Here is a 22,540-nt window from a genome sequence, read left to right as displayed (position 1 = left end):
AGTTTACTACTGTTGGGCGTTGTCGATGATCGACTGCATCTCCGATTGGGCATTGGAGAAAGCGCCATCGACATCGCTTCCGAAGATGGCCGCATTGGTAAAGCCTGCCCAGGGGCCGTTGGCGCTGTTGATCAGGTCGTTGAACTGCAGCGTATAGGGCGTCTTGGCGACGGCGATCGCCTTCAGGCCGACCTGCATGCGCGGATCGAGACCCTGCAGCACCTGATCGGCAATGTCGCCGCGTGTCGGCAGGCTGCCGTATTTCGCCATGATCTTCTGTCCCTCGAGCGAATAGGTGTATTCGAGGAACTTCTTCACCGCATCGAGCTTCTTCGTGCCCTTGGAGATGACGAAATTGTCGCCACCGGCAAAGGAGGACGGCTTGCCGTCGACGCCGGGGATCAGCGTCACGCCGAAATGGATATCGGGATATTGCGTGATCAGCGTGCCGATCGAGAAGGCACCGATGCTCTGCTGGCCGATCTTGCCATTGCTGATGCTGAGGAAATTGGCGCCGGTATCGCTTGCGGCTCCTGCCGGTACGAGATCCTTCTTGACCATGTCGCGATAGAAGCCCACAGCTTTGCGCATTTGCGGCGTGTCGAGGGTCGCCTTCTTGCCGTCTTCGGAAAGAATGTCGGCGCCTGCGCCCCAGACGAGCGGCGTGAAGGTGAAGATCATGCAGCCGCCGCAGCCGCCGCCGGAGAAATAGAAGCCGTAGGTATCGCCGCCGAGCGCGCGGATCTTTTCGGCATTCTGCTCGATCTCCTCCCAGGTGGCCGGCGCCTTTTCCGGGTCGAGGCCGGCCTTCTTGTAGAGATCCTTGTTCCAGGCGAAGACCGAGGTCTCGACCGAGAGCGGCAGGCCGTAGATATGGCCGTCATAGGTGCCGAGCTTCACATGCGAGGGCGAGAGCGAGTTGAAATAGGGCAGGCTCTTCGCCCAATCGGTCAGATCTGCCAGCTGGCCGGCGGCCGCAAAAGCGGGCGTATAGATGAGGTCCATCGACAAGGCGTCAGGCGCCTGACCGCCGGCAATGGCGGTCGCGTATTTCTGCACGAGTTCCCCGAATGGCACTTCGGTCAGCGTCACCTTGTCGTCATGACCGGCATTATAGGCTTCGACGACCTTCTTGAAGGAATCGCCAATCCCGCTTCGAACCCACATGGAGATGTTTTCGGCGGATGCGGCGGATGCAAGGCACAAGGATATGAGGCCTGTTGCGGCCAAAAATCGCTTCATCATGTTCTCCTCCCATGGGGCAACTCCCATTGCCCCTTTTCCTTTAATCAACGACCGGGGCTTCCCCCGCATGATTGCCGTACGATAAGCTCGCATGGCAAAGTTCTGATGCCAGGTTCGACGCTGCGTCCTTCTGCAAGCGCGAGAACCGTTAGCCCGGCCTCGCGGCCAAGCGCCTTGAGATTCATGTCGACCGTCGTCAGCGGCGGCCTCGTCTGTGCGGCGACGATCTCCCAATTGTCGAAACCGACCACCGAGACATCCTCCGGCACCCGTACGCCGCGCTCGCGCAGCGCATCGACGACCGCGCGGGCGATCTGGTCGTTGCCGCAGAAGATTGCATCCGGCTTCGCTCCGACCGTACTCCAGAGCTGTGCCACGGCGTCGTGACCCCAGGCCTCGGACCACATACCGTACATGACCGGCAACTCGTCTCCGGCGAGATCGCGATAGGCTCTGGCGCGCTCCCTGACTGAAACGAAGCTTTCAGGGCCGGTCACATGGGCGATCCGGCATCGGCCGAGCCCTTGCAACCATTCGACAGCAAGGGCCGCCCCCTGATAATCGTCTGCGCAAAAGGTGACGCTTCCCGGTGCGCCTTCAGTGAAGGCATAGATAACCGGGACCGGCAGATTGGACAGATCCACCGGCAGGCGGCGGTCGATCCGCTTCCCCGAGGCGATGATGCCGTCCACATGCTTGTCCAACATGGCGTCCACATGAACCTTTCCAAGTGCCGGATCGTCCTCGATCGTGCAAAGAAAGACCGAGACGCCGTGATCGACGAGTGCTTCCGTGATGCCGGCCATGACCGGCAGCGTGAAACGCCCGTATGTATCGTTGGTCAGAAGACCGATCGTAAACGTGCGATTGCTGAGCAATCCTTTGGCGAGCGCATTTGGACGGAAGCCGATGTCGGCGGCGGCACGCTTGACCCTTTCGCGGGTTTCGTCGCCCATGCGGCCGGTATTGTTCAAGGCTTTCGATGCCGTCGAAATGCTCACACCCGCAGCCGCCGCGACGTCGTGAATCGTTGCACGTCCGCTCTTCGCACGCTGGTTTTCCAGATGTCTTCTCCCATTCGAGTTTCCATGAGAAAAGCTTTTCTCAGCGCAGGAGTCAACTAGAGAAAAGCTTTTCTCAAAAATTTCTCCGTTGAGGAGAATGAGGCGGCGAAAAGCAGGGCGGGGGGCTCGCGGGCCATGTTGAAAAGTGTGTTGAGCACCAGACCGATGTCAGGTCGGAGACTTGAAGAGGGCGCGGTCTTTCATCACCGGCCCTCGTGGTTCGAGGCTCCGGCCTTCAGCCTGCGCGCCTCACCATGAGCAACCATTAGATCAAGCAGTCCATGGGATATTTCTGGCAAGAACGGTGTTGACGTAGATCACGAGTTTTCTAGCGCAGACGACAAGGGCACATTGAGCTAGCTTGCTACGACGAGAACCAGTGTTATGTGATGACGTCCGCTCCATCCTCACCCTGAGGTGCGGAGCCTCGAATAGCGAGGATGGCCCAGGTTTCCGATAAAAAGCGGCGGCTGAGACGCTGCCGGTCCTGCCGCCGCGTAAGTTTTAGATTGTTGTTAGTTTTAGCCGATGGTCATCAGGCTCGCATTGCCGCCGGCAGCCGCGGTGTTGATCGACGTCGTTACCTCTTCAAGCAGCCAGTTGAGGCAATAGGCATCGGCACTTTCGGCGATCTCGTCGCTCGAAGCTGCCTGAGTGAGAACCAGCGGGCCGGGAATAGCCGAAATCACTTTGACCGCCTGCTGTACCCGCTCGGCATCGCCCTCGATCAGGGCGCCGGCAAACGGTCCATCCGCGGCCCAGTCCTTCGACCAGGAAATGCGGTTTGCGATATCCGCAGGCAGGCCACGAAGCTCGTCCTGCAAGCCCGATGCCGCATCGATGACGATCGAATTGCCTGTCGCAAGCCCTGCGGTGATCTGGATATGCAGGCCAAGCGCCGTCTGCGGCGCAAGCAGGATCCTGCCGCGCGGATGCAGTGCGTAGAGGTTCAGCTCGCCGACCGGGCCTTGCAGCTCGATGTTGAAGCCGAGTGACGATTGAGCGGCGACGGCACGTACTTGCTTTGCAGCACCTTTGCTTTCGAGCCAGGCGATAAACTGTTGTGCGGCCGGATCGGCGTGGACGGAGGCATCGCGCAACGCTTCGGTCGAGGAGGCGACAAGGCGACGCAGATACATTGGTCCGCCGGCCTTCGGGCCGGTGCCGGAAAGACCGCGGCCGCCGAAGGGCTGGACGCCGACGACGGCGCCGATGATATTGCGGTTGACATAGAGGTTGCCGGCGCGAACGCGCCCGGTGACATGGGCGATCGTATCGTCAAGCCGGGTGTGCAGGCCGAAGGTCAGGCCGTAGCCAGAATCATTGATATCGCCGATGAGCTTGTCCAGTCCCTTGCGCTTGTAACGCATGATGTGCAGGACCGGGCCGAACACTTCGCGCTTCAGATCGCTCAGCTTCTTCAGCTCGATGATAGTGGGAGCGACGAATGTGCCCTTTCCGGCGCTGGTCGGAAGGTCGAGCTGTTCGACGTTGCAGCCAAGCTTGCGCATGCGCTCGATATGCTCGTCGATCCCCCGCTTGGCGTTGTCGTCGATGACTGGACCGATATCGACGGCAAGCCTGTCCGTCTTGCCGACCGAGAGTTCGCGCAACGCACCGCGCAGCATGGTCAGCGTGCGATCTGCCACTTCCTCCTGCAAGCAAAGGACGCGCAGGGCCGAGCAGCGCTGGCCGGCGCTGTCGAAAGCCGAAGCGATGACATCGCCGACGACCTGTTCGGCCAGAGCCGAGGAGTCGACGATCATGCCGTTCTGCCCGCCGGTTTCGGCGATAAGGGGGATCGGCTTGCCGAATTTGGAGAGCCGTTCGGCAAGCTGTGCCTGGATCAGGCGAGCAACCTCCGTCGAGCCGGTAAACATGACACCGGCCGTTTCCGGTGCGCCGACGAGGGCTGCACCCATTCTGCCGCTGCCGGGAACAAATTGCAGAACATCACGCGGAATGCCGGCCTCATGCAGGATGCGGACACCCTGGGCGGCAATCAGCGGCGTATTGCCGGCGGGCTTTGCGACGACAGGATTGCCGGCAACCAAGGCGGCTGCGACCTGGCCGGAGAAGATCGCCAATGGGAAATTCCAGGGGCTGATGCAGACGATGGGGCCGAGCGGAACGCTCTCCGGCTTCAGTACCTTGCGTGCCTGCGCGGCGTAGTAGCGAAGGAAGTCGATGGCTTCGCGGATTTCACCGACGGCGTTCGCAGCCGATTTGCCGGCTTCGCGGATGGTCAGGCCGACGAGAACAGGCATCTCGCTCTGCATGAGATCGGCAGCGCGCTCGAGGATCGCGGCGCGCTCATTGGGGCTCACCACTGCCCAGCGTTCGGCAGCGGCGGCCGCAAGCCGCATGACGTCGGGTGCATCCTGCGGCTCAAGCTCGGTGACATGGCCGACGACATCGGCGTGGTCGGCCGGGTTTAGAACAGCGCGAGCCACGCCGCGTTCGGAATCGTCGGCCAGAAGCGGCTTGGCAACCCAGTCTCTCGCTGCCGAAGCTTGCAACTGCGTAGATAGATCGGTGAGTGCCGTTTCATTCGAGAGGTCGACGCCGGCGGAATTCTGCCGCGTTGCGCCGAACAGATCGACCGGGAGCACGATCTTGTCGTGCTGCGCGCCGACGACGGTCATGGCGCGTACGCGCTCGACGGGATCGGCGATCAGCTCGGATACGGGAACGGCTGGATCGGCGATCTTGTTGACGAACGACGAGTTGGCGCCGTTTTCGAGCAGGCGGCGAACAAGATAGGCAAGCAGCGTTTCATGGGTGCCGACCGGGGCATAGATCCGGCAGGGGCGATTGAGATTTTCGGCGCCAACCACTTCTTCATAAAGCGGCTCGCCCATGCCATGCAGGCACTGGAATTCATATTTGCCGACCGCAAAGTCGTCTCCGGCCATCTGGTAGATGGTGGCCAGGCTCTGGGCATTGTGGGTCGCGAATTGCGGGAAGATCACGTCGGTTGCCGAAAGCAGCTTCTTGGCGCAGGCGACATAGGAGACGTCGGTATAGATCTTGCGGGTATAGACGGGAAAGCCTTCGAGGCCGTCGAGCTGCGCGCGTTTGATCTCCGCATCCCAATAGGCACCCTTGACGAGGCGGACCATCAGGCGATGCCCGGAGCGGCGGGCAAGGTCGATGATGAAATCGAGCACGAAGGGGCAGCGCTTGCCGTAGGCCTGCACGACGAAGCCGATGCCGTCCCAGCCGGAAAGATCCGGATCGAGGCACAGTTCTTCCAAAAGGTCGAGCGAGAGTTCGAGGCGATCCGCTTCTTCGGCGTCGATGTTGAGCCCGATATTGTAGTCCTTGGCGATCAGCGCCAGCGCCTTCACCTTCGGCAGAAGTTCGCCCATGACCCTGTCGGCCTGCGAGCGCGTGTAGCGCGGATGCAGTGCGGAGAGCTTGATGGAGATGCCGGGGCCTTCATAGATGCCGCGGCCGGCCGAGGTCTTGCCGATCGCATGGATGGCGTTTTCATAGTCGCGATAGTAGCGCTCGGCATCGGCATGGGTCGTCGCGGCTTCGCCGAGCATATCGTAGGAATAGCGGAAGCCCTTCGCTTCCAGCGCGCGGGCACGCTTCAATGCTTCGTCGATCGTTTCACCGGTGACGAACTGCTCGCCCATCATGCGCATGGCCATGTCGACACCACGGCGGATGACCGGCTCGCCGGCACGGGCGATCAGCTTCGTCAGCGACGCGGAAAGGCCGCTCTCGTTGACGGTCGATGTCAGCTTGCCGGTGACGACGAGACCCCAGGTGGCAGCGTTGACGAACATCGAGCGGCCGCCGCCGATATGAGACTTCCAGTCGCCGCCGGCGATCTTGTCGCGGATCAGCGCATCGCGGGTTGCCGTGTCAGGAATGCGCAGCAATGCCTCGGCGAGGCACATCAGCGCGACGCCTTCCTGGCTCGAAAGCGAATATTCCTGCACCAGTCCTTCGACGCCGTCGCCCTTGTGCTTGGCGCGCAGCGCTTCGATCAGCGCCTTGGCCGTCTTCTTTGCAGCTTCACGCGTCGCGTCTGGCAGGGTCGCCGCCTCGACGAGGAAGGGCAGGCACTCGGTCTCGGGGCGTCTATAGGCTGAAGTGATCGCCTGGCGGAGCGGGCTCTGCGCGCGGATGGGTGGCGCGAAATGCGAAAATGGGGTGGCGTCTGGAGCTGGTTCTTCAGTAGCGAGCTTGGCAGAGACAGTCATGATAACCTCAAGGTGCAAGGGTCCCGATGGCTTGAGTGGACGTCAGCGAAATCGCCACCCGCAGCCCTCCCGTTGCTTCGACGGGAACATACTTCATTCCAAAAAAGCGTTCCGCCTTGAAACTGCGGCTTTCCAGTCATATTGAACTTCAGTAGCGCTTATTTCAAATAGGAATGCCTTCGAAAATGACAAAATCTAGTGAAATTGACCAGTTCGATCAAAAGATCCTCGATGCGCTGGTGGAGGATGGCCGCATGTCGATCACCGAGCTCTCCGAGCGGGTCGGCCTTTCCAAGACTCCCTGCCAGGCACGCCTGAAGAAACTGATCGATTCCGGTTATATCGACGGCTTCAAGGCCATCCTCAATCCGATCAAGCTTGGCCTCGATCACGTCGCCTTTGCCGAAGTGAAGCTGACGGATACCCGTGAGGAGGCCTTACTCAGCTTCAACAATGCCATCAAGAAAATCAAGGAAATCGAAGAGTGCCACATGATCGCCGGCCGCTTCGATTATCTCCTCAAGGTGCGGACCTCCGATATTCGCCGCTACCGCATCGTGCTCGGCGAGAAGATTTCCAGCCTGCCTTTTGTGGCCAGCACTTCGACCAATGTGGTGATGCAGTCGGTCAAGGAAAACTGGTCCTAAATCCGCGTTCTATTTCATACACTTCGCTGCGCATCTGATGAGGTTGCCGTTCTTCAACTCATCTTGCCGGCTAAACAATGACCTAGATTTCGCCATTCGAATCGGATCATTGCGAGGTGCTAAAATGAGTAGAATGGAGTACGCATGGAGACCAGTGCAGGCGATCGCGACCTTGTCGAGGTCATGAAACGGTACTTTGTGGTGAAGGCCGAAGTCGAGGAAATGAAGCTTCGCCTGGAGGCGGCAAGGCGGGAGAGCGGCGAAGAGATCGACGCATTCTACAATCCGCGCACCAATCTGAATCACGCCGCCGATATCATTCGTTCGCATGCTCTCAAGCAGGAAATGGCACGTCTGATGGAGTGGGCCGAAGCCTGGGGGCGGCAGAGCCTGTCGTCAAACGGGGCCTGACGGTCGATAAGAACCGCCAGACCACGATCATGAAATCGGGTTGTTCAGCTATCCGATTTCAACTTTCCTGTCGTCACCCAGGACTCCTTCGAAATTGCCGTGGTGATGATTTCCACTGATTCCGGCGGCCAGACGAGCGTTTCGCGAGCCGCTCTCGTCATCTCCCTGTGCGCGGAGCAGCGCCTTTGGTACGAATAACGGAAGTATGGCTGTCGGATAGTGCCCGTAGTCAGCATCATGTTCGTTGCTCTTGTCCAGATCGGACAATGCCGCAAGTGACCCGACAAAATGTTGGTCGCAAAGAATTCAGGTACGCGCGCAAAGGCAAGCCCAGACGACAATCGATAGAATTCTGGTGTTGGCGATGGCCAAAGGTCTCAAACACGCTAGGAGGTCATGCTTGTGACGATGCCTGAAGACATCAAATTCAGCCTTATCAATCATTCCCGCAAAACGGGCGATTCTTGCGGAGGCTATTGAAATGACCGAGCAGAATTATGCGCCTCTGTCGCTTGTCGTCAGATTGCCTCTCGCGAGTTCATTCCATGATACCAGCGTGCAACTGCAGGATTGCAGTGTCGCGGTGACCCTCGATCTCGCCGGCGGCCCCAAGACTGCTGTGAGCGAACCGGAACCAATCGGTACATTCAATGGTTTGCCGGTGATGGCGCAAGTTCGCTTTAGCTACGACTATAACCGCAGCGAGAATGAACTTACCATTCATGGCAATGATGACCGTACGCACGATCAGCTCCAGATCACGACATTCCTGCACAGCAACGCCAAGCAGCTCTCCAGCGGCACACAACGACCAGAGTTTCATACGACCCCGAACGATGTCGGGATCAACCATCCCATCACCAACATCTGGGCGGATCATGTCGTGAAAACGCCACCGCTCGATCATCTGTTGCAGGCGGAGGCTCGTCGCTGCAATGACCTGCTGGTCGATACCGCTATCGAGGGTGGCGTGGACAGCGTTTCCGAACTCGGGACAGCCCCGATTGTTACCCTCGACAATCTCGCCGACTACGAGCGCATGTATGGCAGGCCGGTCACAACGGCGGCTGCGGCCGATAAGGTTGCGGAGATTGCCGAGATGCAGGCCATCATATCATCCACCTATGTCGGTGTTGTCACCTGGCGAGCGCGTCGCAACTTCGCCAACGTCATCGGCAGTACGCGCGATCCAAAAGTGGGAAGGTCTTCATGGATTCGTTTGTGGAAGGAAAAATGCAACAAGGGAGAAAAGCCCGAACGTTGCACATCTCACAATTGGTTCAGCAACCAGCGTCGTGACTGCCACGGCAGTCTCGTCGGTGGGCATGTTATTCCGGGAACGGACGCACTAAAGGAACCGGATGGCGCGAGGGTTTTCATTTTTCCCATCTGCAAGACGCATAACGCCAACGACGATTGCTACATGCATGCGGTCCGCAACACAAAAGGAGTCCAGCTAAGATACGGGCCTGTACCGCCTGGTACTTTCCTGGCGGAGGAGACACCTGAGGTGTGACTTTCTCCCGAAAGCAGGCTGAAGCTCTCATCAGCGAGACGTCGACGCATTCTGTCGTCCGCGCCGCAATCTGAACCGTGCTGTCGATATCGTCCGTTCTCGCTTTCAAGCAGGAGATGGCGCGTCTGATGGGTTGCGCCGACGCCCGGAGGCGGCGGAGACTGACGCCAAACGAGGCCTGACGGTCGACTAAAAGCCGCCAGGCCACGATCATGAAATCGGATCGTTTCAGCTATCCGATTTCAGCTTTCCTGCGGTTGCCCAGGACTCCTTCGAAATCTCGGTGATGATGATTTCCACCGATTCCGGCGGGCAGACGAGCGTTTCGACGGCGGCCCTGGTCGCTTCGCGAACGAAAGCGCGCTTCTGGTCCTGTGTGCGGCCGGGATGCATTTCCAAGCGCAGGATGGGCATGGCAACTCCTTGAGAGACTTATCGCCTGACATTAGGCACCAAGGACTATCTTGCAAAACCAATTGGCGATAAATACGCTCCTATTTGCTTCATTCCGAACCATTAGGTATGCAATCATGGACAAGTTGGCCGGAATGTCGATGTTCGTCAGGGTGGTCGAGCATGGCAGCTTCGCTGCCGCGGCCGATATCAGCCAGGTGTCGTCGGCCATGGTCGCCAAGCATGTGAGGACGATCGAACAGCGGCTTGGTGCACGCCTGCTTCACCGCACCACGCGCCGTCACCAATTGACCGAGGTCGGCAAGCTCTATTACGAGCGCTGCAAGACGGTGCTGGCGGAGGTGGAGCTTGCCGAGCAATCGGCATCCGAGCTGCAATCGGCGCCACGTGGGCGCCTGCGGCTCGTAGCTCCCGTCAGTTTCGGGACGCAAAGCCTCGTGCCGGCGCTTGTCGACTATCTGCATGAGAATCTCGAGGTCAGCGTCGATCTGGCGCTCGACAATAATCCGCATGATCTGATCGGTGAAGGTTACGAACTCGGCATCCATATAGGCGATCTGACGGACACCAATCTTGTGGCGCGTCCACTAAAACCCTATCGGCGTATTCTCGCGGCATCGCCGGATTATCTGGATCGCTGCGGTAGGCCGCAAAGCCCCGAGGATCTCGTCGATCACATGTGCCTTGGCCATTCCTACTGGCGTCTTCAGGGGCGCTGGCATCTCGTCGGTCCGGACGGGGAAACGCGCGAGATCGCCATCAAGGGCAGGTTCACCACCAATCAGGGCGGCGCTCTGCGTGTTGCCGCCCTGCACGGAGCCGGTATTGCGTTGCAGCCGGAACTGCTTTTGGCTGCCGATCTCGATGCCGGCCGTCTTGAGCCGGTATTGCCGCAATGGTCGTACAAGCCGACACCGATGCATCTGGTTTATGCGCCGGACCGGCGTCCGACGGCCATGCTGCGCAGCGTCATCGATTTTCTCGTTGCTCGCTTCGGCTGATATTCCTCCTCTTTCATCAGCTGCAAATCCATGATCAAATCTGATCATCGGGTTGGAAAATGAGGGAAGCGTGGCCAAGGTTACGTTGAAGGATGTGGCGGCGGCCGCGGGTGTGGGAGCAGCCACCGTCGAGCGTGCGCTCAACGGCCGCGGCAATGTGTTGCCGGAGACGGCGGAAAAGATATTCATTGCGGCCAAGCGGCTCGGCTACCGCATGCCACTTGCTGGCACCAGGCATGGTCTGGTGCGCATCGAAGTCGTGTTGCTCCGGCCTGAGACTTATTTCTACTCTAGGCTCAATCGTGCTTTCGAGCGCATCGCCGCCTTGCTCGACAAGGATATCCAGATCCAGCGGACCTTTGCCAGGGAAGATGATCCCGCCGACTTCTCGCGCCATATCGCCAATCCCCAGGCACGGCGCTCTGCCTTGATCGTCGTTGCGCCCGATCATCCCGATGTTGTCGGCAGCGTCCGCAAGGCTGCCAGCGGCGGCATTCCTGTCGTGCAGATCATGACGCGGCCGGCGCTGGAACTGCCTTACGTCGGCATCGACAATGAGGCGGCCGGTCGCACCGCTGCCTTCTACATGGCGCGGATGCAGGCCAATATCTCCGGTACTTTCGTCGCGCTCTGCCACAGCGGCGCTTACGAGAACCACAAGGCACGCATCCGCGGCTTTTCCAACTATCTGCTCGATCATGCGAACCCATCGCATCGCTTCGTCGAAGTCATGTTCGATGAGGACGATGAAATGAAGACGATCGAGCTGCTGACGAGCGCCTTCGCCAGATATACCGACATTGCCGGCCTCTATAGCGCCGGCGGCGACAATGCCGCGATCGCGACGGTTCTGCGCCGATATCGTCAACGGCCGGTCTTCTGGGTCGGGCATGAATTGTCCGATGCGACGCGCGCCTATCTCAAAGAGGACCTGATGACGATCGTTCTCGACCAGGCTCCGGAAGTTCAGGCCCGGCGTGCCATCGATCTGACACTGAAGCGGCTGGGCCTGATCGACACCGATATCGACCCCGATCCGGTCCGCTTTCTGACGATTACGGCCGAAGGTCTCTGATTCAGGCTTGCCGCAGCTCCGGGTTTCGCGCCCTTTGCAGCCTATTTGCTAACGGAGATCAGCCAGTCGCGAAATGTCTCCGCTTCGCTGGAAAGGCGGTCTGCCGGCAGCAGCCAATAGCTCTTGTCTATATCCAACGGTGTGTCGAACAGGATGATCAACGTGCCATTGGCCAGCTCGTCCGAAATCAAGGTGCTCGGACAGAGCCCGATACCCTGACCGCCGATAACGGATCCGATCATCAATCCGAAATCGGCAAAGACCGGACCGGGTTTCAAGGGCCGATAGATATTCTCAAGCGCGAACCAACGCGTCCAGGCGGCCGTCGTTTCATCGTGCAGAAGATCCAGACCGAGAAGATCGGTCGGCTTCTCGATCGGTCCGTGGCGGCGTTCATACTCCACGGAACAGGTTGGCCGCGTTTCGGCGGGCAACAGGGAAACCGCATTGACCGCTGGCCTTGGTCCATGGCGGATCAACAGATCGACGCTCGCCGCCTCCGGCGTCCTCGCATCGAGTGCGTAGACGATATTGATCTGAATTTCGGGGTATTCCTTCTTGAATGCCTGCAATCGCGGTATCAGCCAGCGCGTGGCGACGGAAGCAATACAGGCCACGCTGACCGGCCGATTATTGCTGGCAAACCGCAGCTGTCGGGCGGCGATATCGATATGTCCGAGGCCAGTTGCAACGGCAGCCCCGAATTCACGGCCGGCCATCGTTGCCGTGACACCACGGGCATGACGCGTGAAGAGCTTGATGCCGAGCCATTCCTCCAGGGTACGCACATGCTGGCTGACACCCGCGGCTGTGAGATTGAGTTCAGCCGCCGCCTTGGCAAAACTCTCGTGGCGAATGGCCGCCTCGAAGGCGCGAAGGGAGGCAAGCGGGACATGTTGCATTCTGTTAGGCTAAGTAAGACTTAGTCAAAGCGCAAGCCCGATCACCGTTGCGCAAGGATCTGGTATCCTTACAGTGCTGCCGAAACGAATGTCTTCTTGTCAGATCGGTGAGGAATGAAAGCCGCCATGAACAGTATTTTCGATATGCCCGCTCCCGCCGATGCCGAGGAGCGGCGCGGCAAGCCACCCGTTGTCGTGTATCCGAACGGAACTCTGCCGCCGGCCGACATGGATGTGCTGCGGGCGGCAAGGCAAACCATGACCAAGATGGCCGAAATCATCGTGCCCCCGCGCGAAGGCGGCAGTTTTCGCGTGCCGAAGGGACATTTCTTCCGGATCGTCAGCGTGGAGGGCGCGCAGGTTGGCGATCTCAATCTGTGGAATATAGAGGATCTTTCGGAGCGCTTCTTCAGCGGCAAAACGCGGGCTTTGCACGCCACCCATGTCGGTGTCGGCGATCGGCTGTGGAGCACGTTGCCCTATCTGCGGCCGATGGCGACGATCACCCATGATACGCTTGGCTGGTATGGCTGGGACGCGGATGGGGCAGGCGTTCACGACGTCATCGGCACGCGCTGTGATCCCTACACGAACCGGCTATTGAAAGGCGATGACTATCACCATTGCTGCCATTCGAACCTGTCACGGGCGCTCGCCAAGGAAATGAACATCCCCATCCAGGAGGCGGAGTTCCACGTTCACGACGTGCTGAATGTCTTCATGTGCACGGGTTTCACCCGCGACACGCACCAATATTTCATGAAGGCAAGCCCGGTGCGGCCGGGTGATTTCATCGAGTTCTTCGCGGAGATCGATCTTCTTGGCGCGCTCTCAGCCTGTCCGGGCGGCGACTGCGGCAGCGAGCATTCGAGCGATACTGTGCCCTGTTATCCGCTGCTGGTCGAAATCTGGCGGCCCGAGCCCGAAAGTCTTGTCGGGCGAATATTTCCCGAGCGCAATGCCTATCCAAGGACGCATGGGCTATAATTTGCCGGCCTAAAACAGTTTGCCGACGGTTTTGGCCGCCGGCAAATCCAAATCGTTCATCAAACGATGCGCCCATTCAGGACGATGCATCGTTGACCGGTTAGTTACAAACGCGAATGCGCTCGTAGTGCCAGCCGTCATCATACTGGTTCTGAACCTGACGGTCCTCGAACCAGCATCTCGGCGGCGGCGGGGCGACTTCGTAAACCGGGCCTCTATTGGCAAGGGCGCCGCCGACGATCAGTCCGCCGAGGAGACCTGCGGCGACACCGCCGGCGATCGCGCCACCATTGCCATGGTGGTGATGGCGACGCCAATCGTCATGGCCGCGCCAGTCGCCGCGATAGGGCGGGCGACCGTCGTAATACTGCGCCTGTGCGCTGCTGACGGGCGCCAGTGCGCCACCTACGACCGTAGCGGCCAGCAGAACCGTAAGAACCGTCTTCTTTATCATGACTACCTCCAAAGCAGCCTTTGTGCTCAGCGAATACGCGAGCCATTTAATCAACGTCTTAAGCATGATTATGTTCAGCTGAATATTTTATGAATGTGCCGTTCATCAGGCAACAGACCATAAAAATCGGGCTCTGCATGGCGTTTGGTCGAGCGATCTTGTCAATTTGGAGGCAATCGTCGTGTCGCATCGATCCATTCGAGCGTTCGCGATTCGGGGTCATGATTGCGTGTGATGTCGGTGACGACCGCAGCGATATCAGCACCGTGTTCGAATACACCGGCAAGGCGTTCGACGCTCAGGCCGCCGATTGCCACAAGCGGCCGATTACCGATGCGGGCTTTCCATTGGCCGATGCGTTCCAGACCCTGCGGTGCCCAGGGCATGGCCTTGAGAATGGTTGGATAGATCGGCCCAAGCGCTATGTAGTCGGGTTCGGCCGCAAGCGCCACCGTCAGTTCCGCCTCGTCGTGCGTCGAGAGCCCAAGCTTCAATCCGGCTGTGCGAAGAGCAGCGAGATCGGCAGAGGCGAGATCCTCCTGGCCGAGATGAATAAAGTCGCAGCCCTCCTCGATCGCCAGCTGCCAATAGTCGTTGACGATCAATTGGCACTCATGCGCGGCGCAAATTGCCTTCGATTCGCGAATTTCCGCGCGAATGTTGGAGGTTGGGCGATCCTTGATGCGCAACTGCACCAGCTTGACGCCGAGCGGCACCAGACGCCTGATCCAGGCGGCGCTATCGACGATCAGATAGAAGGAGTCGAGTCTCACGAGAAAACTGCCTTTCCAATGACGGGTGTCGATGGCACGGCCATGTCGCGCGGCTCCAGCATGCCGGCGCCAAATGCCTGTCTGCCGGCATCAATCGCCTTGGCGAAGGCTTCCGCCATCGCTATCGGGTCGCCGGCGCCGGCAACGGCTGTGTTCAAGAGCACGGCATCGAAACCTAGCTCTATGACGGTGGTCGCGTGCGACGGCCTGCCGATACCGGCATCCACGATCAGCGGCACCTCGGGAAAATGCGCCCGCATCGAGCGCAGGGCGGAGAGATTGAGCGGTCCCGCCGCTGTTCCGATTGGCGCGCACCAGGGCATCAGTACCTTGCATCCGGCTTCCAGCAGCCGCTCGGCGACGACGAGATCGTCCGTCGTATAAGGAAAGACCTCGAATCCCTCGTCGGCAAGGATTCTCGCCGCTTCCACCAGCGCGAAGACGTCGGGCTGCAGTGTATCGTGGTTGCCGATCACCTCGAGCTTGATCCAGTTGGTCCGAAACACTTCGCGCGCCATTTTCGCGGTCAGGACCGCCTCGGATACGCCGTGGCAGCCGGCGGTATTGGGAAGGACGCGAACGCCGAGCTCGCGAATCATCTCGAAGAATGCGCCGCCATTGCGCCCTCCCGCGGTTTCCCGGCGCAGCGATACGGTCACGATCCCCGTTTGCGAACGTTTGACCGCTTCCGCCAGCACCGCCGGGGAGGGGTAGCGTGCCGTGCCGAGAAGGAGGCGCGATGCGATTTGGGTTCCATAGAGTTCAAGCACGGGTCAACCTCCTTGCATTGGAGTGAGGATTTCGATCCTGTCGTCGTCGGTCAGGGTATGGTTATCGCGCTCGTCGCTATGGACGAGCTCGCCGTTGACGGCGGTTGCCAGCCATTCGCCCTCATATTCGAGTACTGTGAGAAGCTGCGAGAGCGTGATTGCTTCGACAATCTGGGCTTCGCCATTGATGATCAGGCGCATTGGCGGCTCCTGTTGTTGTGTCTGCAAAAGATGAGATCGGCGGCTTCTTCGGCCATCGCCGGCGCCAGCAGGAAGCCGTGACGATAAAGGCCGTTGACGAAGACGGTCCCTCCCTCGCGCGTTACGCGGGGAAGATTGTCAGGAAAGGCAGGGCGGATGCCGGCGTCTGTTTCGACCACGGTGGCTTCGGCAAAGGCCGGGTGCAGCGCATAGGCTGCGTTCAAGAGCTCCATCAGCGAACGGGCGGTGATCGGTCCATTGAAGTCGGTCTCGATCATCGTGGCGCCGATCATGAACAGGCCTTTGCCGCGCGGCACGATATAGACGGGAAAACGTGGATGCAGCAGGCGGACGGGCCGCGAAAGGGAGAGCTCGTCACTTTGCAGATAGAGCATTTCGCCCCGCACGCCGCGCAAATCGCGGAGGTGGCCGATGCGGGCCGCACCCGTGCAGTCGACGACTTCAGAGAAGCTATCGTCGTCCACGAGCTCGTCGATAAAGGTGACGCCTTTTGCAGACAGGTTGTCCTTCAATGATTGCAGGATCTCGCGGGGATCGAGATGCGCTTCCTGCGGAAAGATCAGGCCCTGGCGGAACCGGCCGGCGAGCGAAGGCTCAAGGGCGGCGATTTTGTCTTCGTCCACCCAGCGATAGTCCGCCGTGCGGCTGGCGAATCGCTTCAGCTCGTTTTGATCGCGGTTCGGCGCAACGACGAGCGTTCCATTGCGGACGATCTTGCCCGGCAGGATTGCGTCCCACCGATCGGCGGAATCACGACCGCGTTCCAGCACAGCCTCATCGGCGCTTTCCCGCTCGCACCATGGCGCCAGCATGCCGCCGGCAAGCCAGGAGGCGGCGCGGCGGAAGTTCTGGCTTGGGTCCGAGATTGTGACTTCAGCCCCGCGCCGGATCAGCTCGTGGGCGACCGTGAGGCCGGCAACGCCGGCCCCTTTGACGAGGACCCGCATGTCACTCGGCCGGATGCGAGGCGGTATCGATCGGCATGTAGAGATCACCGCCCTCCCGATACTTGGCCGCCATGGCTTCCAACCCTTCCTTCTGCGCTTCGGCGCGGATGTCGTGCGAAATCCGCATCGAGCAGAATTTCGGGCCGCACATCGAGCAGAAATGCGCGACCTTGTGGGCTTCCTTCGGCAGGGTTTCGTCGTGGAAGCTGCGGGCAGTATCGGGATCGAGCGACAGGTTGAACTGGTCTTCCCAGCGGAATTCGAAGCGGGCGCGCGACAATGCGTCGTCGCGGACCTGAGCGGCCGGGTGACCCTTGGCGAGATCGGCCGCGTGAGCGGCGATCTTGTAGGTGATGACGCCGGTTTTGACGTCGTTGCGATCCGGCAGCCCCAGATGCTCTTTCGGGGTGACGTAGCAGAGCATGGCCGTGCCGAACCAGCCGATCATGGCGGCTCCAATTCCCGAGGTAATGTGATCGTAGCCTGGCGCGATATCCGTCGTCAGCGGCCCGAGCGTGTAGAAGGGCGCTTCGCCGCAGACGGCCAGCTGCTTGTCCATATTTTCCTTGATCTTGTGCATCGGCACGTGGCCCGGGCCTTCGATCATCACCTGACAATCCCTAGCCCAGGCGATCTTCGTCAGTTCGCCGAGCGTTTCGAGTTCCGCGAACTGTGCGGCGTCGTTGGCATCGGCTATCGAACCCGGCCGCAGGCCGTCGCCGAGCGAGAAGGAGACGTCATAGGCGCGGCAGATATCGCAGATTTCCTCGAAATGCTCGTAGAGGAAGCTCTCGCGATGGTGATGGAGACACCACTTGGCCATGATCGAGCCGCCGCGGGAGACGATGCCGGTGACGCGATTGACGGTCAGCGGGATGTAGTGCAGCCGGACGCCGGCATGGATGGTGAAATAGTCGACGCCCTGTTCGGCCTGTTCGATCAGCGTGTCGCGATAGATTTCCCAGGTCAGGTCTTCGGCAATGCCGCCGACCTTTTCCAGCGCCTGGTAGAGCGGCACCGTGCCGATCGGCAGCGGCGAATTGCGGATGATCCATTCGCGGATGTTGTGGATGTTGCGGCCGGTCGACAGATCCATGACGGTATCGGCGCCCCAGCGGGCGGCCCAGACCATCTTTTCGACTTCTTCCGCCATGGAGGAGGTGACAGCGGAGTTGCCGATATTGGCGTTGATCTTCACCAGGAAGTTCCGGCCGATGATCATCGGTTCGCTTTCCGGATGATTGATGTTGGCCGGAATGATCGCGCGACCGGCTGCGACTTCCTGGCGGACGAATTCCGGCGTGACGTGATCGGGAATATGGGCGCCGAAGCTCTCGCCATCGCGAATCAGGGCTTCGGCCTTTGCCTTGCGGCCAAGATTTTCGCGGATCGCGATGAATTCCATTTCCGGGGTGATGATGCCGGCGCGCGCATAGGCGAGCTGGGTGACGGCCTTGCCGTCCTTGGCGCGCAGCGGCTGGCGCTTGGCCGGAAATTCCGGTGTCAGCCGCTCGCCGGTGACGAAGCCGTTGTCTTCGGGGCGCACATGCCGGCCGTCATAGGCCTCAACGTCGCCGCGGGCGAGCACCCAGTCGCGGCGCAGCTGAGGCAGGCCCTGTTCGATGCGGATGTCGGCGCCCTCGACCGTATACGGACCCGAGGAATCGTAGACAACGACGGGCGGTTCACCCGATGTCGGGTGAACGCTGATCTCGCGCATTGGCACACGGATGTCGGCGTGGATCTCGCCGGCGACATGGATTTTTCGCGAGGCCGGCATCGGGCCGGTGGTAACTGTCGGGGTGAGGTTCTTTGCGGCAATGTTCATGGTTTGAGGCTCCAAGTTGCAGTTGGAGACCCAGTCAATCAGCCGGAATGATGAAAAGACGCCGGCATGGAATCCAGGCGGGAATCCGAAGCCATCGAGCGCTTGCACCGTCCCTACGCCAGTATGAACTGGATCAGGTTCAACGGGTCACTGCGCCCACAATCGGCAAAGCCGCATTGTTCAGCAGTATCTCAGCCCCTTGCCGGGACCCCCCTGGTGAATGTCAAAAGGCTATGCCTTACTCTTGTCCTCTGTCAACCCCGCAGCGACGGTCGCATTTTTCGGGAGATTGACCATAGCCGCGTCCGACGAATTGCAACTTTATCGTGTGGATTGTTGTGCCGACCTGCCGCGCCTCAATAACGTGGTGCGGTATTGCCGACGAAGCGATGAGGGCCGGTATGGGAAAGCTTGCTGGCGGTATCGAGCCAGATCTTGCCGCCGAGGGCTCGCCAGCGATGACAGAAGGCGAAGTCCTCGCTGAGATAGATCCCCGTTCCCTCCTCGACCATGCACTCGAACAGGGCGTATTGCGTGCTGGGCGAGCGTTTGGTGCTGGGATAAGCGTGGATTGCGTTGTAGCGCAGCTCCGGATAGGCGGCGATCATTCTTTCTATGACGCTGCGCTTGATCAGAAGCATGCCGGTGCCTGCATAGACGGCGCTGACGAAATCGCCTTCACGCTCTGCAATCTGGCCGACAAGCGGAGTGCCGACATAGTGAAGTGCGGCTGCTGCAAGTGTTTCGCCGTCTGCTGAATTGATGCGGGCCGCCGTTTCCCAATCATAATCCTTGATCGGATACATGGCGGCGACCACATCCTTATCGGCTTCCAGCAGCCTCATGACCTGATCAGGCTCGAAGCTGATGTCGGCGTCGATGAAAAGCATATGGGTCGCCGCCGTATCGTTCAGGAAGGACGAAACAAGCGTGTTTCGGCTGCGGGTAATCAGGGCGTCATTGCCGAGCAGAGCAAGCGTCAGCTGTATGCCTGCCTGCGCCCCGGTCTGCATCAGTGAGAAAATGGACTGCATATAGTCCTTGGTGACGAGGCCGCCGAAGCAGGGGGTCGCTATGAAGATCAGCCGGTTCTCATTCATTCGCGATTTTCCCTCTCCGATGGCGCGACTCGCCGGAATCTAGGGAAATTCAATATTTCTGTGTGTAGCGAATTATTGAATTTTATTGCTGATCTTTGCTCAAGCCGACTGGCCAGAGCCTCCCAGCCATTTTTCCGTGGAATTACCGATGGCTGCGCCATGACCGGATTGGGTTGCCATGCGGACATCGATCGCCGACATCGTGCCGGCCTCAGATGGAGCGACGGTCCTGACCGGCAGGTGTTTTCATGAATAGGGACATCTTCGCGATCCTTGCCGGATGCTGCCATGGCCTGCGGTCGCGAGTTGCATTTAAGCAACAGCGGCCAAGACTAACGCCTCGGCGGCCTTCATATAATTGACAAACATACGGGCTGTTTGTAAATCCAATACAGGACATAAGTTGTCTTACGGTCGAGCAATCGGCCGGATCGGTAGAGGCATTTCAAAACCTTTTACCGCGGGGGTAATCATGAAGGTTCGAGGGGACTCAAGCCAACATCAGGTGCGTATTTGCCGGGCTGCCCGGTCGTGTTTGGATCAAACCGATCTCCAGGGTGGTGTTCCAGTTCTGCGCTCGCGGTAAAATAGAAATGCATAATACAACCAGGAGTTTAATAATGAACATCAAGAGCCTTCTTCTCGGCTCCGCTGCTGCTCTGGCAGCAGTATCCGGTGCCCACGCAGCAGACGCGATCGTCGCCGCTGAGCCGGAGCCGCTGGAATACGTCCGCATCTGCGACGCATACGGTGCTGGCTACTTCTTCATTCCGGGCACGGAAACCTGCCTCAAGATCGGCGGCCGCGTCCGTACCGAAGGCGAATGGTACGATGCCTACAACCCGAACAGCAAGAACGGTACGCTGTGGCATACCCGCGCCGAGCTGAGCGTCGATACCGCGACCGACACCGAATACGGCCCGCTGAAGACCAACACGGTCATCCGTTGGGACTGGAACGACGGCAACTCGACCTCCACCAAGCTGCTGTTCGCCAACATCAGCCTCGGTGGCTTCCTCGTCGGTAAGGCCGACTCGCAGTATAACTCCTACATCGGTTATGCCGGCGACGTCATCAACGACGACGTGATCTATGACGGCCCGTACGAACTCAACCAGTTGACCTACAACTACGATGCCGGCAACGGCTTCACGGCTGTGATCTCGGTTGAAGACTCGAACTCCAGCGGCTCCGACGCTTCCTACGGCGCAAGCTGGTGGTCTGACGACAAGGGCAACCATTATGCTCCTGACGTTGTTGCCGGTGCTGGCTTCAAGTCCGGCGCATGGGGCTTCAAGGTCGTTGGCGGTTACGACTCGATCGTCGAAGAAGGCGCTGTCAAGGCTCGTGTCGATGCTGACTTCGGCACCTTCTCGGCCTTCTTGATGGGCGGCTGGAACACCAACGGCGACAAGCTCAACAAGTATGCAGGCACCAACCTCGATCGTTCGGCTTGCCCCGTTAACGATCCGTCGAAGTGCGGCTGGGGTGACTGGGCAGTTTGGGGCGGCGTTGGCGTTCCGATCAACGAAAAGCTGAAGTGGAACCTCCAGCTCGCCTACACCGACTCGAAGATCTTTGCCGCAACCACCAACGTCAAGTGGAACCCGGTCAAGAACCTGCTCATCGAGCCGGAAGTCTCCTACACCAACTTCGATTCTGTGAACCAGGATCAGTGGGCTGGTATCCTGCGCTTCGAGCGTAGCTTCTAATATTGAATTACCCGGCTCAATGCCGGGTAAGAGAAGCCTGGCGTTCCAATCCGTCAGGCTTCTTTCATCGATCGGTTGACCTCCGATCAAAGCAAAGGATCTGGCTTTCCCTCCGGATCCTTTTTTGTTTCCAGCTTTTGGAAATCGGTTCAACTCCCGGCAGAGGCTCGGAACCGCTCTCGTTGTTCTCTTGAATTCCGACGGGAAAGCCGCTGTGCGCTTTTCCCGGAATCGTCAGATCGCGGTAATCGCCAGCTCCTGCGTCTGGGCCAGCGGGAACCACGTCTTCAGCACCATCCTTATGAACATCTGTCCACATGGGACCAGTTCGAAACTGCCCCGGTCGAGCGTCCATTCGGTGATCAGGCCGCCGATGACGGCTGTCAGAGCGGAAGCGGCCGTATCCGGCGTCCAGGGAGCCGGAAGTTTCGTCTTTTCATCCATCAGCGTGAAAATGCGTTCGAAATTTTCATGCATGTCATGCCGGAACGAGCTCGCCCGGCTTGTCGTCCCGTCGCAAAATGCCATGTCGAGATGCATCATCACCTTCAACATGCTGCGCTTGCGCGGATCACCGTGAACATCGTCGAATATCGCAGCTATCGTATCGGCGATCAGGTCGAGAGGATTAGGCGGCAGCTCCTTGGACATTCGCTCCGCCAATTCCTGAAACGGCTGCTGGGCTTCGTCGCGAATCGCGAACATCAGCCCCTGCTTGTTTTTGAAATGCCAGTGCACTGCCCCCCGGGTGACACCGGCGGCTGCGGCTATCTCTTCCAGGCTGACATTCTCGTAGCCTTTGTCGAGGAACAGAGCCTTTGCAGACTGCAAAATCTCGCTCCTCGTTTCCGCCGCCTCCTCCTTAGTTCGCCTCATTCACCTCTCCACAGAAACCGATGTTCAAGCTGTGCCCCTCTTCTTCGTATTCTTTTCCATCAATGTCATTCGTTGCTGGAGCCCATATACCAGCAATGCTCAACAGAGTGGCGGAATTTATATTATTCCCTAAAAATCGAGGAAGGAAATCGCAACAGGATGTGTTCGTCAAGCGTCTATAAGCCACGCGCAAGTTTCCTTGTGCAATTTCCCCACGTTGGGAAGTGAAAATCGAAAATGTGCAGATGCCAATATAGCCATGATGGCGACATACATATTGGTGGGGTGATCCCGGGTACGCCTGCTCTGGAAAAGACGCATCGGTCAAGTTGGGGCGGAAGATGCGTTTGATCGGCGGCGTTCGCAAATCCATCCGCGC

General features: G+C 59.3%; 20 protein-coding genes and 1 riboswitch. Of the genes, 7 read left to right on the top strand and 13 right to left on the bottom strand.

Features of this window, described 5'->3' with window-relative positions; translation table 11 throughout:
* Window positions 1–6: 6 nt before the first annotated feature.
* The 3 genes from GA0061103_RS01355 to putA form a co-directional block, all read right to left on the bottom strand.
* A complete protein-coding gene (locus tag GA0061103_RS01355; protein ID WP_092708497.1) occupies window positions 7–1,245 on the bottom strand; it encodes an ABC transporter substrate-binding protein in 1,239 nt (412 codons plus the stop codon).
* 44 nt (window positions 1,246–1,289) lie between these two features.
* Window positions 1,290–2,246 carry a LacI family DNA-binding transcriptional regulator gene (locus GA0061103_RS01350; RefSeq protein WP_425349448.1) on the bottom strand — a complete coding sequence of 319 codons (957 nt, stop codon included), beginning with the start codon at window positions 2,244–2,246 and terminating at the stop codon, window positions 1,290–1,292.
* A 584-nt stretch (window positions 2,247–2,830) separates the two neighbouring features.
* On the bottom strand, window positions 2,831–6,526 hold the full coding sequence (putA, locus tag GA0061103_RS01345) for a trifunctional transcriptional regulator/proline dehydrogenase/L-glutamate gamma-semialdehyde dehydrogenase (RefSeq protein WP_092706363.1): 3,696 nt from the start codon (window positions 6,524–6,526) through the stop codon (window positions 2,831–2,833).
* 185 nt (window positions 6,527–6,711) lie between these two features.
* Between putA and GA0061103_RS01340 the strand changes: the two genes are divergently transcribed.
* From GA0061103_RS01340 to GA0061103_RS01325, 3 genes are all read left to right on the top strand, one after another.
* Complete coding sequence (locus GA0061103_RS01340) at window positions 6,712–7,173, top strand: Lrp/AsnC family transcriptional regulator (protein WP_015342703.1); 462 nt, start codon at window positions 6,712–6,714, stop codon at window positions 7,171–7,173.
* Window positions 7,174–7,317: 144 nt separating this feature from the next.
* The gene (locus GA0061103_RS01335) at window positions 7,318–7,584 is read left to right on the top strand and encodes a hypothetical protein (protein WP_092706361.1); all 267 of its coding nucleotides are present in this window, start codon (window positions 7,318–7,320) and stop codon (window positions 7,582–7,584) included.
* Between the two features lie 481 nt (window positions 7,585–8,065).
* Window positions 8,066–9,100 carry a hypothetical protein gene (locus GA0061103_RS01325; RefSeq protein ID WP_092706359.1) on the top strand — a complete coding sequence of 345 codons (1,035 nt, stop codon included), beginning with the start codon at window positions 8,066–8,068 and terminating at the stop codon, window positions 9,098–9,100.
* Window positions 9,101–9,328: 228 nt separating this feature from the next.
* On the opposite strand, the gene GA0061103_RS01320 is transcribed toward GA0061103_RS01325, so the two are convergent.
* On the bottom strand, window positions 9,329–9,514 hold the full coding sequence (locus GA0061103_RS01320) for a 4-oxalocrotonate tautomerase (RefSeq protein WP_092706357.1): 186 nt from the start codon (window positions 9,512–9,514) through the stop codon (window positions 9,329–9,331).
* A gap of 116 nt (window positions 9,515–9,630) precedes the next feature.
* On the opposite strand from GA0061103_RS01320, the gene GA0061103_RS01315 reads away from it, so the two are divergent.
* Together GA0061103_RS01315 and GA0061103_RS01310 are read left to right on the top strand one after the other, a co-directional pair.
* Entirely contained in the window at window positions 9,631–10,515 is an 885-nt protein-coding gene (locus GA0061103_RS01315; protein ID WP_092706355.1) for a LysR family transcriptional regulator, read from the top strand.
* Between the two features lie 70 nt (window positions 10,516–10,585).
* Entirely contained in the window at window positions 10,586–11,590 is a 1,005-nt protein-coding gene (locus GA0061103_RS01310; RefSeq protein WP_092706353.1) for a LacI family DNA-binding transcriptional regulator, read from the top strand.
* A gap of 41 nt (window positions 11,591–11,631) precedes the next feature.
* Here GA0061103_RS01310 and GA0061103_RS01305 read toward each other — a convergent pair whose 3' ends face one another.
* Window positions 11,632–12,492: a LysR substrate-binding domain-containing protein gene (locus GA0061103_RS01305; protein ID WP_092706351.1), complete on the bottom strand. Its 861-nt coding sequence runs from the start codon at window positions 12,490–12,492 to the stop codon at window positions 11,632–11,634.
* Window positions 12,493–12,618: 126 nt separating this feature from the next.
* On the opposite strand from GA0061103_RS01305, the gene GA0061103_RS01300 reads away from it, so the two are divergent.
* A complete protein-coding gene (locus tag GA0061103_RS01300) occupies window positions 12,619–13,479 on the top strand; it encodes an urea carboxylase-associated family protein (protein WP_092706349.1) in 861 nt (286 codons plus the stop codon).
* 100 nt (window positions 13,480–13,579) lie between these two features.
* On the opposite strand, the gene GA0061103_RS01295 is transcribed toward GA0061103_RS01300, so the two are convergent.
* From GA0061103_RS01295 to GA0061103_RS01265, 7 genes are all read right to left on the bottom strand, one after another.
* Window positions 13,580–13,933, bottom strand: a complete 354-nt coding sequence (locus GA0061103_RS01295) for a hypothetical protein (RefSeq protein WP_092706347.1) — start codon at window positions 13,931–13,933, stop codon at window positions 13,580–13,582.
* A gap of 161 nt (window positions 13,934–14,094) precedes the next feature.
* Window positions 14,095–14,706 carry a thiamine phosphate synthase gene (locus GA0061103_RS01290; protein WP_092706345.1) on the bottom strand — a complete coding sequence of 204 codons (612 nt, stop codon included), beginning with the start codon at window positions 14,704–14,706 and terminating at the stop codon, window positions 14,095–14,097.
* The gene (locus GA0061103_RS01285; protein ID WP_092706343.1) at window positions 14,703–15,476 is read right to left on the bottom strand and encodes a thiazole synthase; all 774 of its coding nucleotides are present in this window, start codon (window positions 15,474–15,476) and stop codon (window positions 14,703–14,705) included. The genes GA0061103_RS01290 and GA0061103_RS01285 overlap by 4 nt, the downstream gene beginning before the upstream one ends.
* Window positions 15,477–15,479: 3 nt before the next feature.
* The gene (gene thiS, locus GA0061103_RS01280; protein WP_092706341.1) at window positions 15,480–15,677 is read right to left on the bottom strand and encodes a sulfur carrier protein ThiS; all 198 of its coding nucleotides are present in this window, start codon (window positions 15,675–15,677) and stop codon (window positions 15,480–15,482) included.
* Window positions 15,668–16,645 carry a glycine oxidase ThiO gene (gene thiO / locus GA0061103_RS01275; RefSeq protein WP_092706339.1) on the bottom strand — a complete coding sequence of 326 codons (978 nt, stop codon included), beginning with the start codon at window positions 16,643–16,645 and terminating at the stop codon, window positions 15,668–15,670. The genes thiS and thiO overlap by 10 nt, the downstream gene beginning before the upstream one ends.
* Before the next feature lies 1 nt (window position 16,646).
* Entirely contained in the window at window positions 16,647–18,473 is a 1,827-nt protein-coding gene (thiC, locus tag GA0061103_RS01270; RefSeq protein ID WP_092708491.1) for a phosphomethylpyrimidine synthase ThiC, read from the bottom strand.
* A gap of 92 nt (window positions 18,474–18,565) precedes the next feature.
* Window positions 18,566–18,698: riboswitch (TPP riboswitch) on the bottom strand.
* A gap of 131 nt (window positions 18,699–18,829) precedes the next feature.
* Entirely contained in the window at window positions 18,830–19,573 is a 744-nt protein-coding gene (locus tag GA0061103_RS01265) for a hypothetical protein (protein WP_092706337.1), read from the bottom strand.
* Window positions 19,574–20,193: 620 nt separating this feature from the next.
* Between GA0061103_RS01265 and GA0061103_RS01260 the strand changes: the two genes are divergently transcribed.
* Window positions 20,194–21,285 carry a porin gene (locus GA0061103_RS01260; protein ID WP_092706335.1) on the top strand — a complete coding sequence of 364 codons (1,092 nt, stop codon included), beginning with the start codon at window positions 20,194–20,196 and terminating at the stop codon, window positions 21,283–21,285.
* A gap of 234 nt (window positions 21,286–21,519) precedes the next feature.
* On the opposite strand, the gene GA0061103_RS01255 is transcribed toward GA0061103_RS01260, so the two are convergent.
* On the bottom strand, window positions 21,520–22,161 hold the full coding sequence (locus GA0061103_RS01255; RefSeq protein WP_092706333.1) for a TetR family transcriptional regulator: 642 nt from the start codon (window positions 22,159–22,161) through the stop codon (window positions 21,520–21,522).
* Between the last annotated feature and the right edge of the window lie 379 nt (window positions 22,162–22,540).

Origin of the sequence: Martinezella multihospitum (assembly GCF_900094585.1) — a bacterium.
In the GTDB taxonomy this organism is placed as follows: Bacteria; Pseudomonadota; Alphaproteobacteria; order Rhizobiales; family Rhizobiaceae; genus Rhizobium; species Rhizobium multihospitium.
This window is presented reverse-complemented; position numbering and strand designations above follow the sequence as displayed.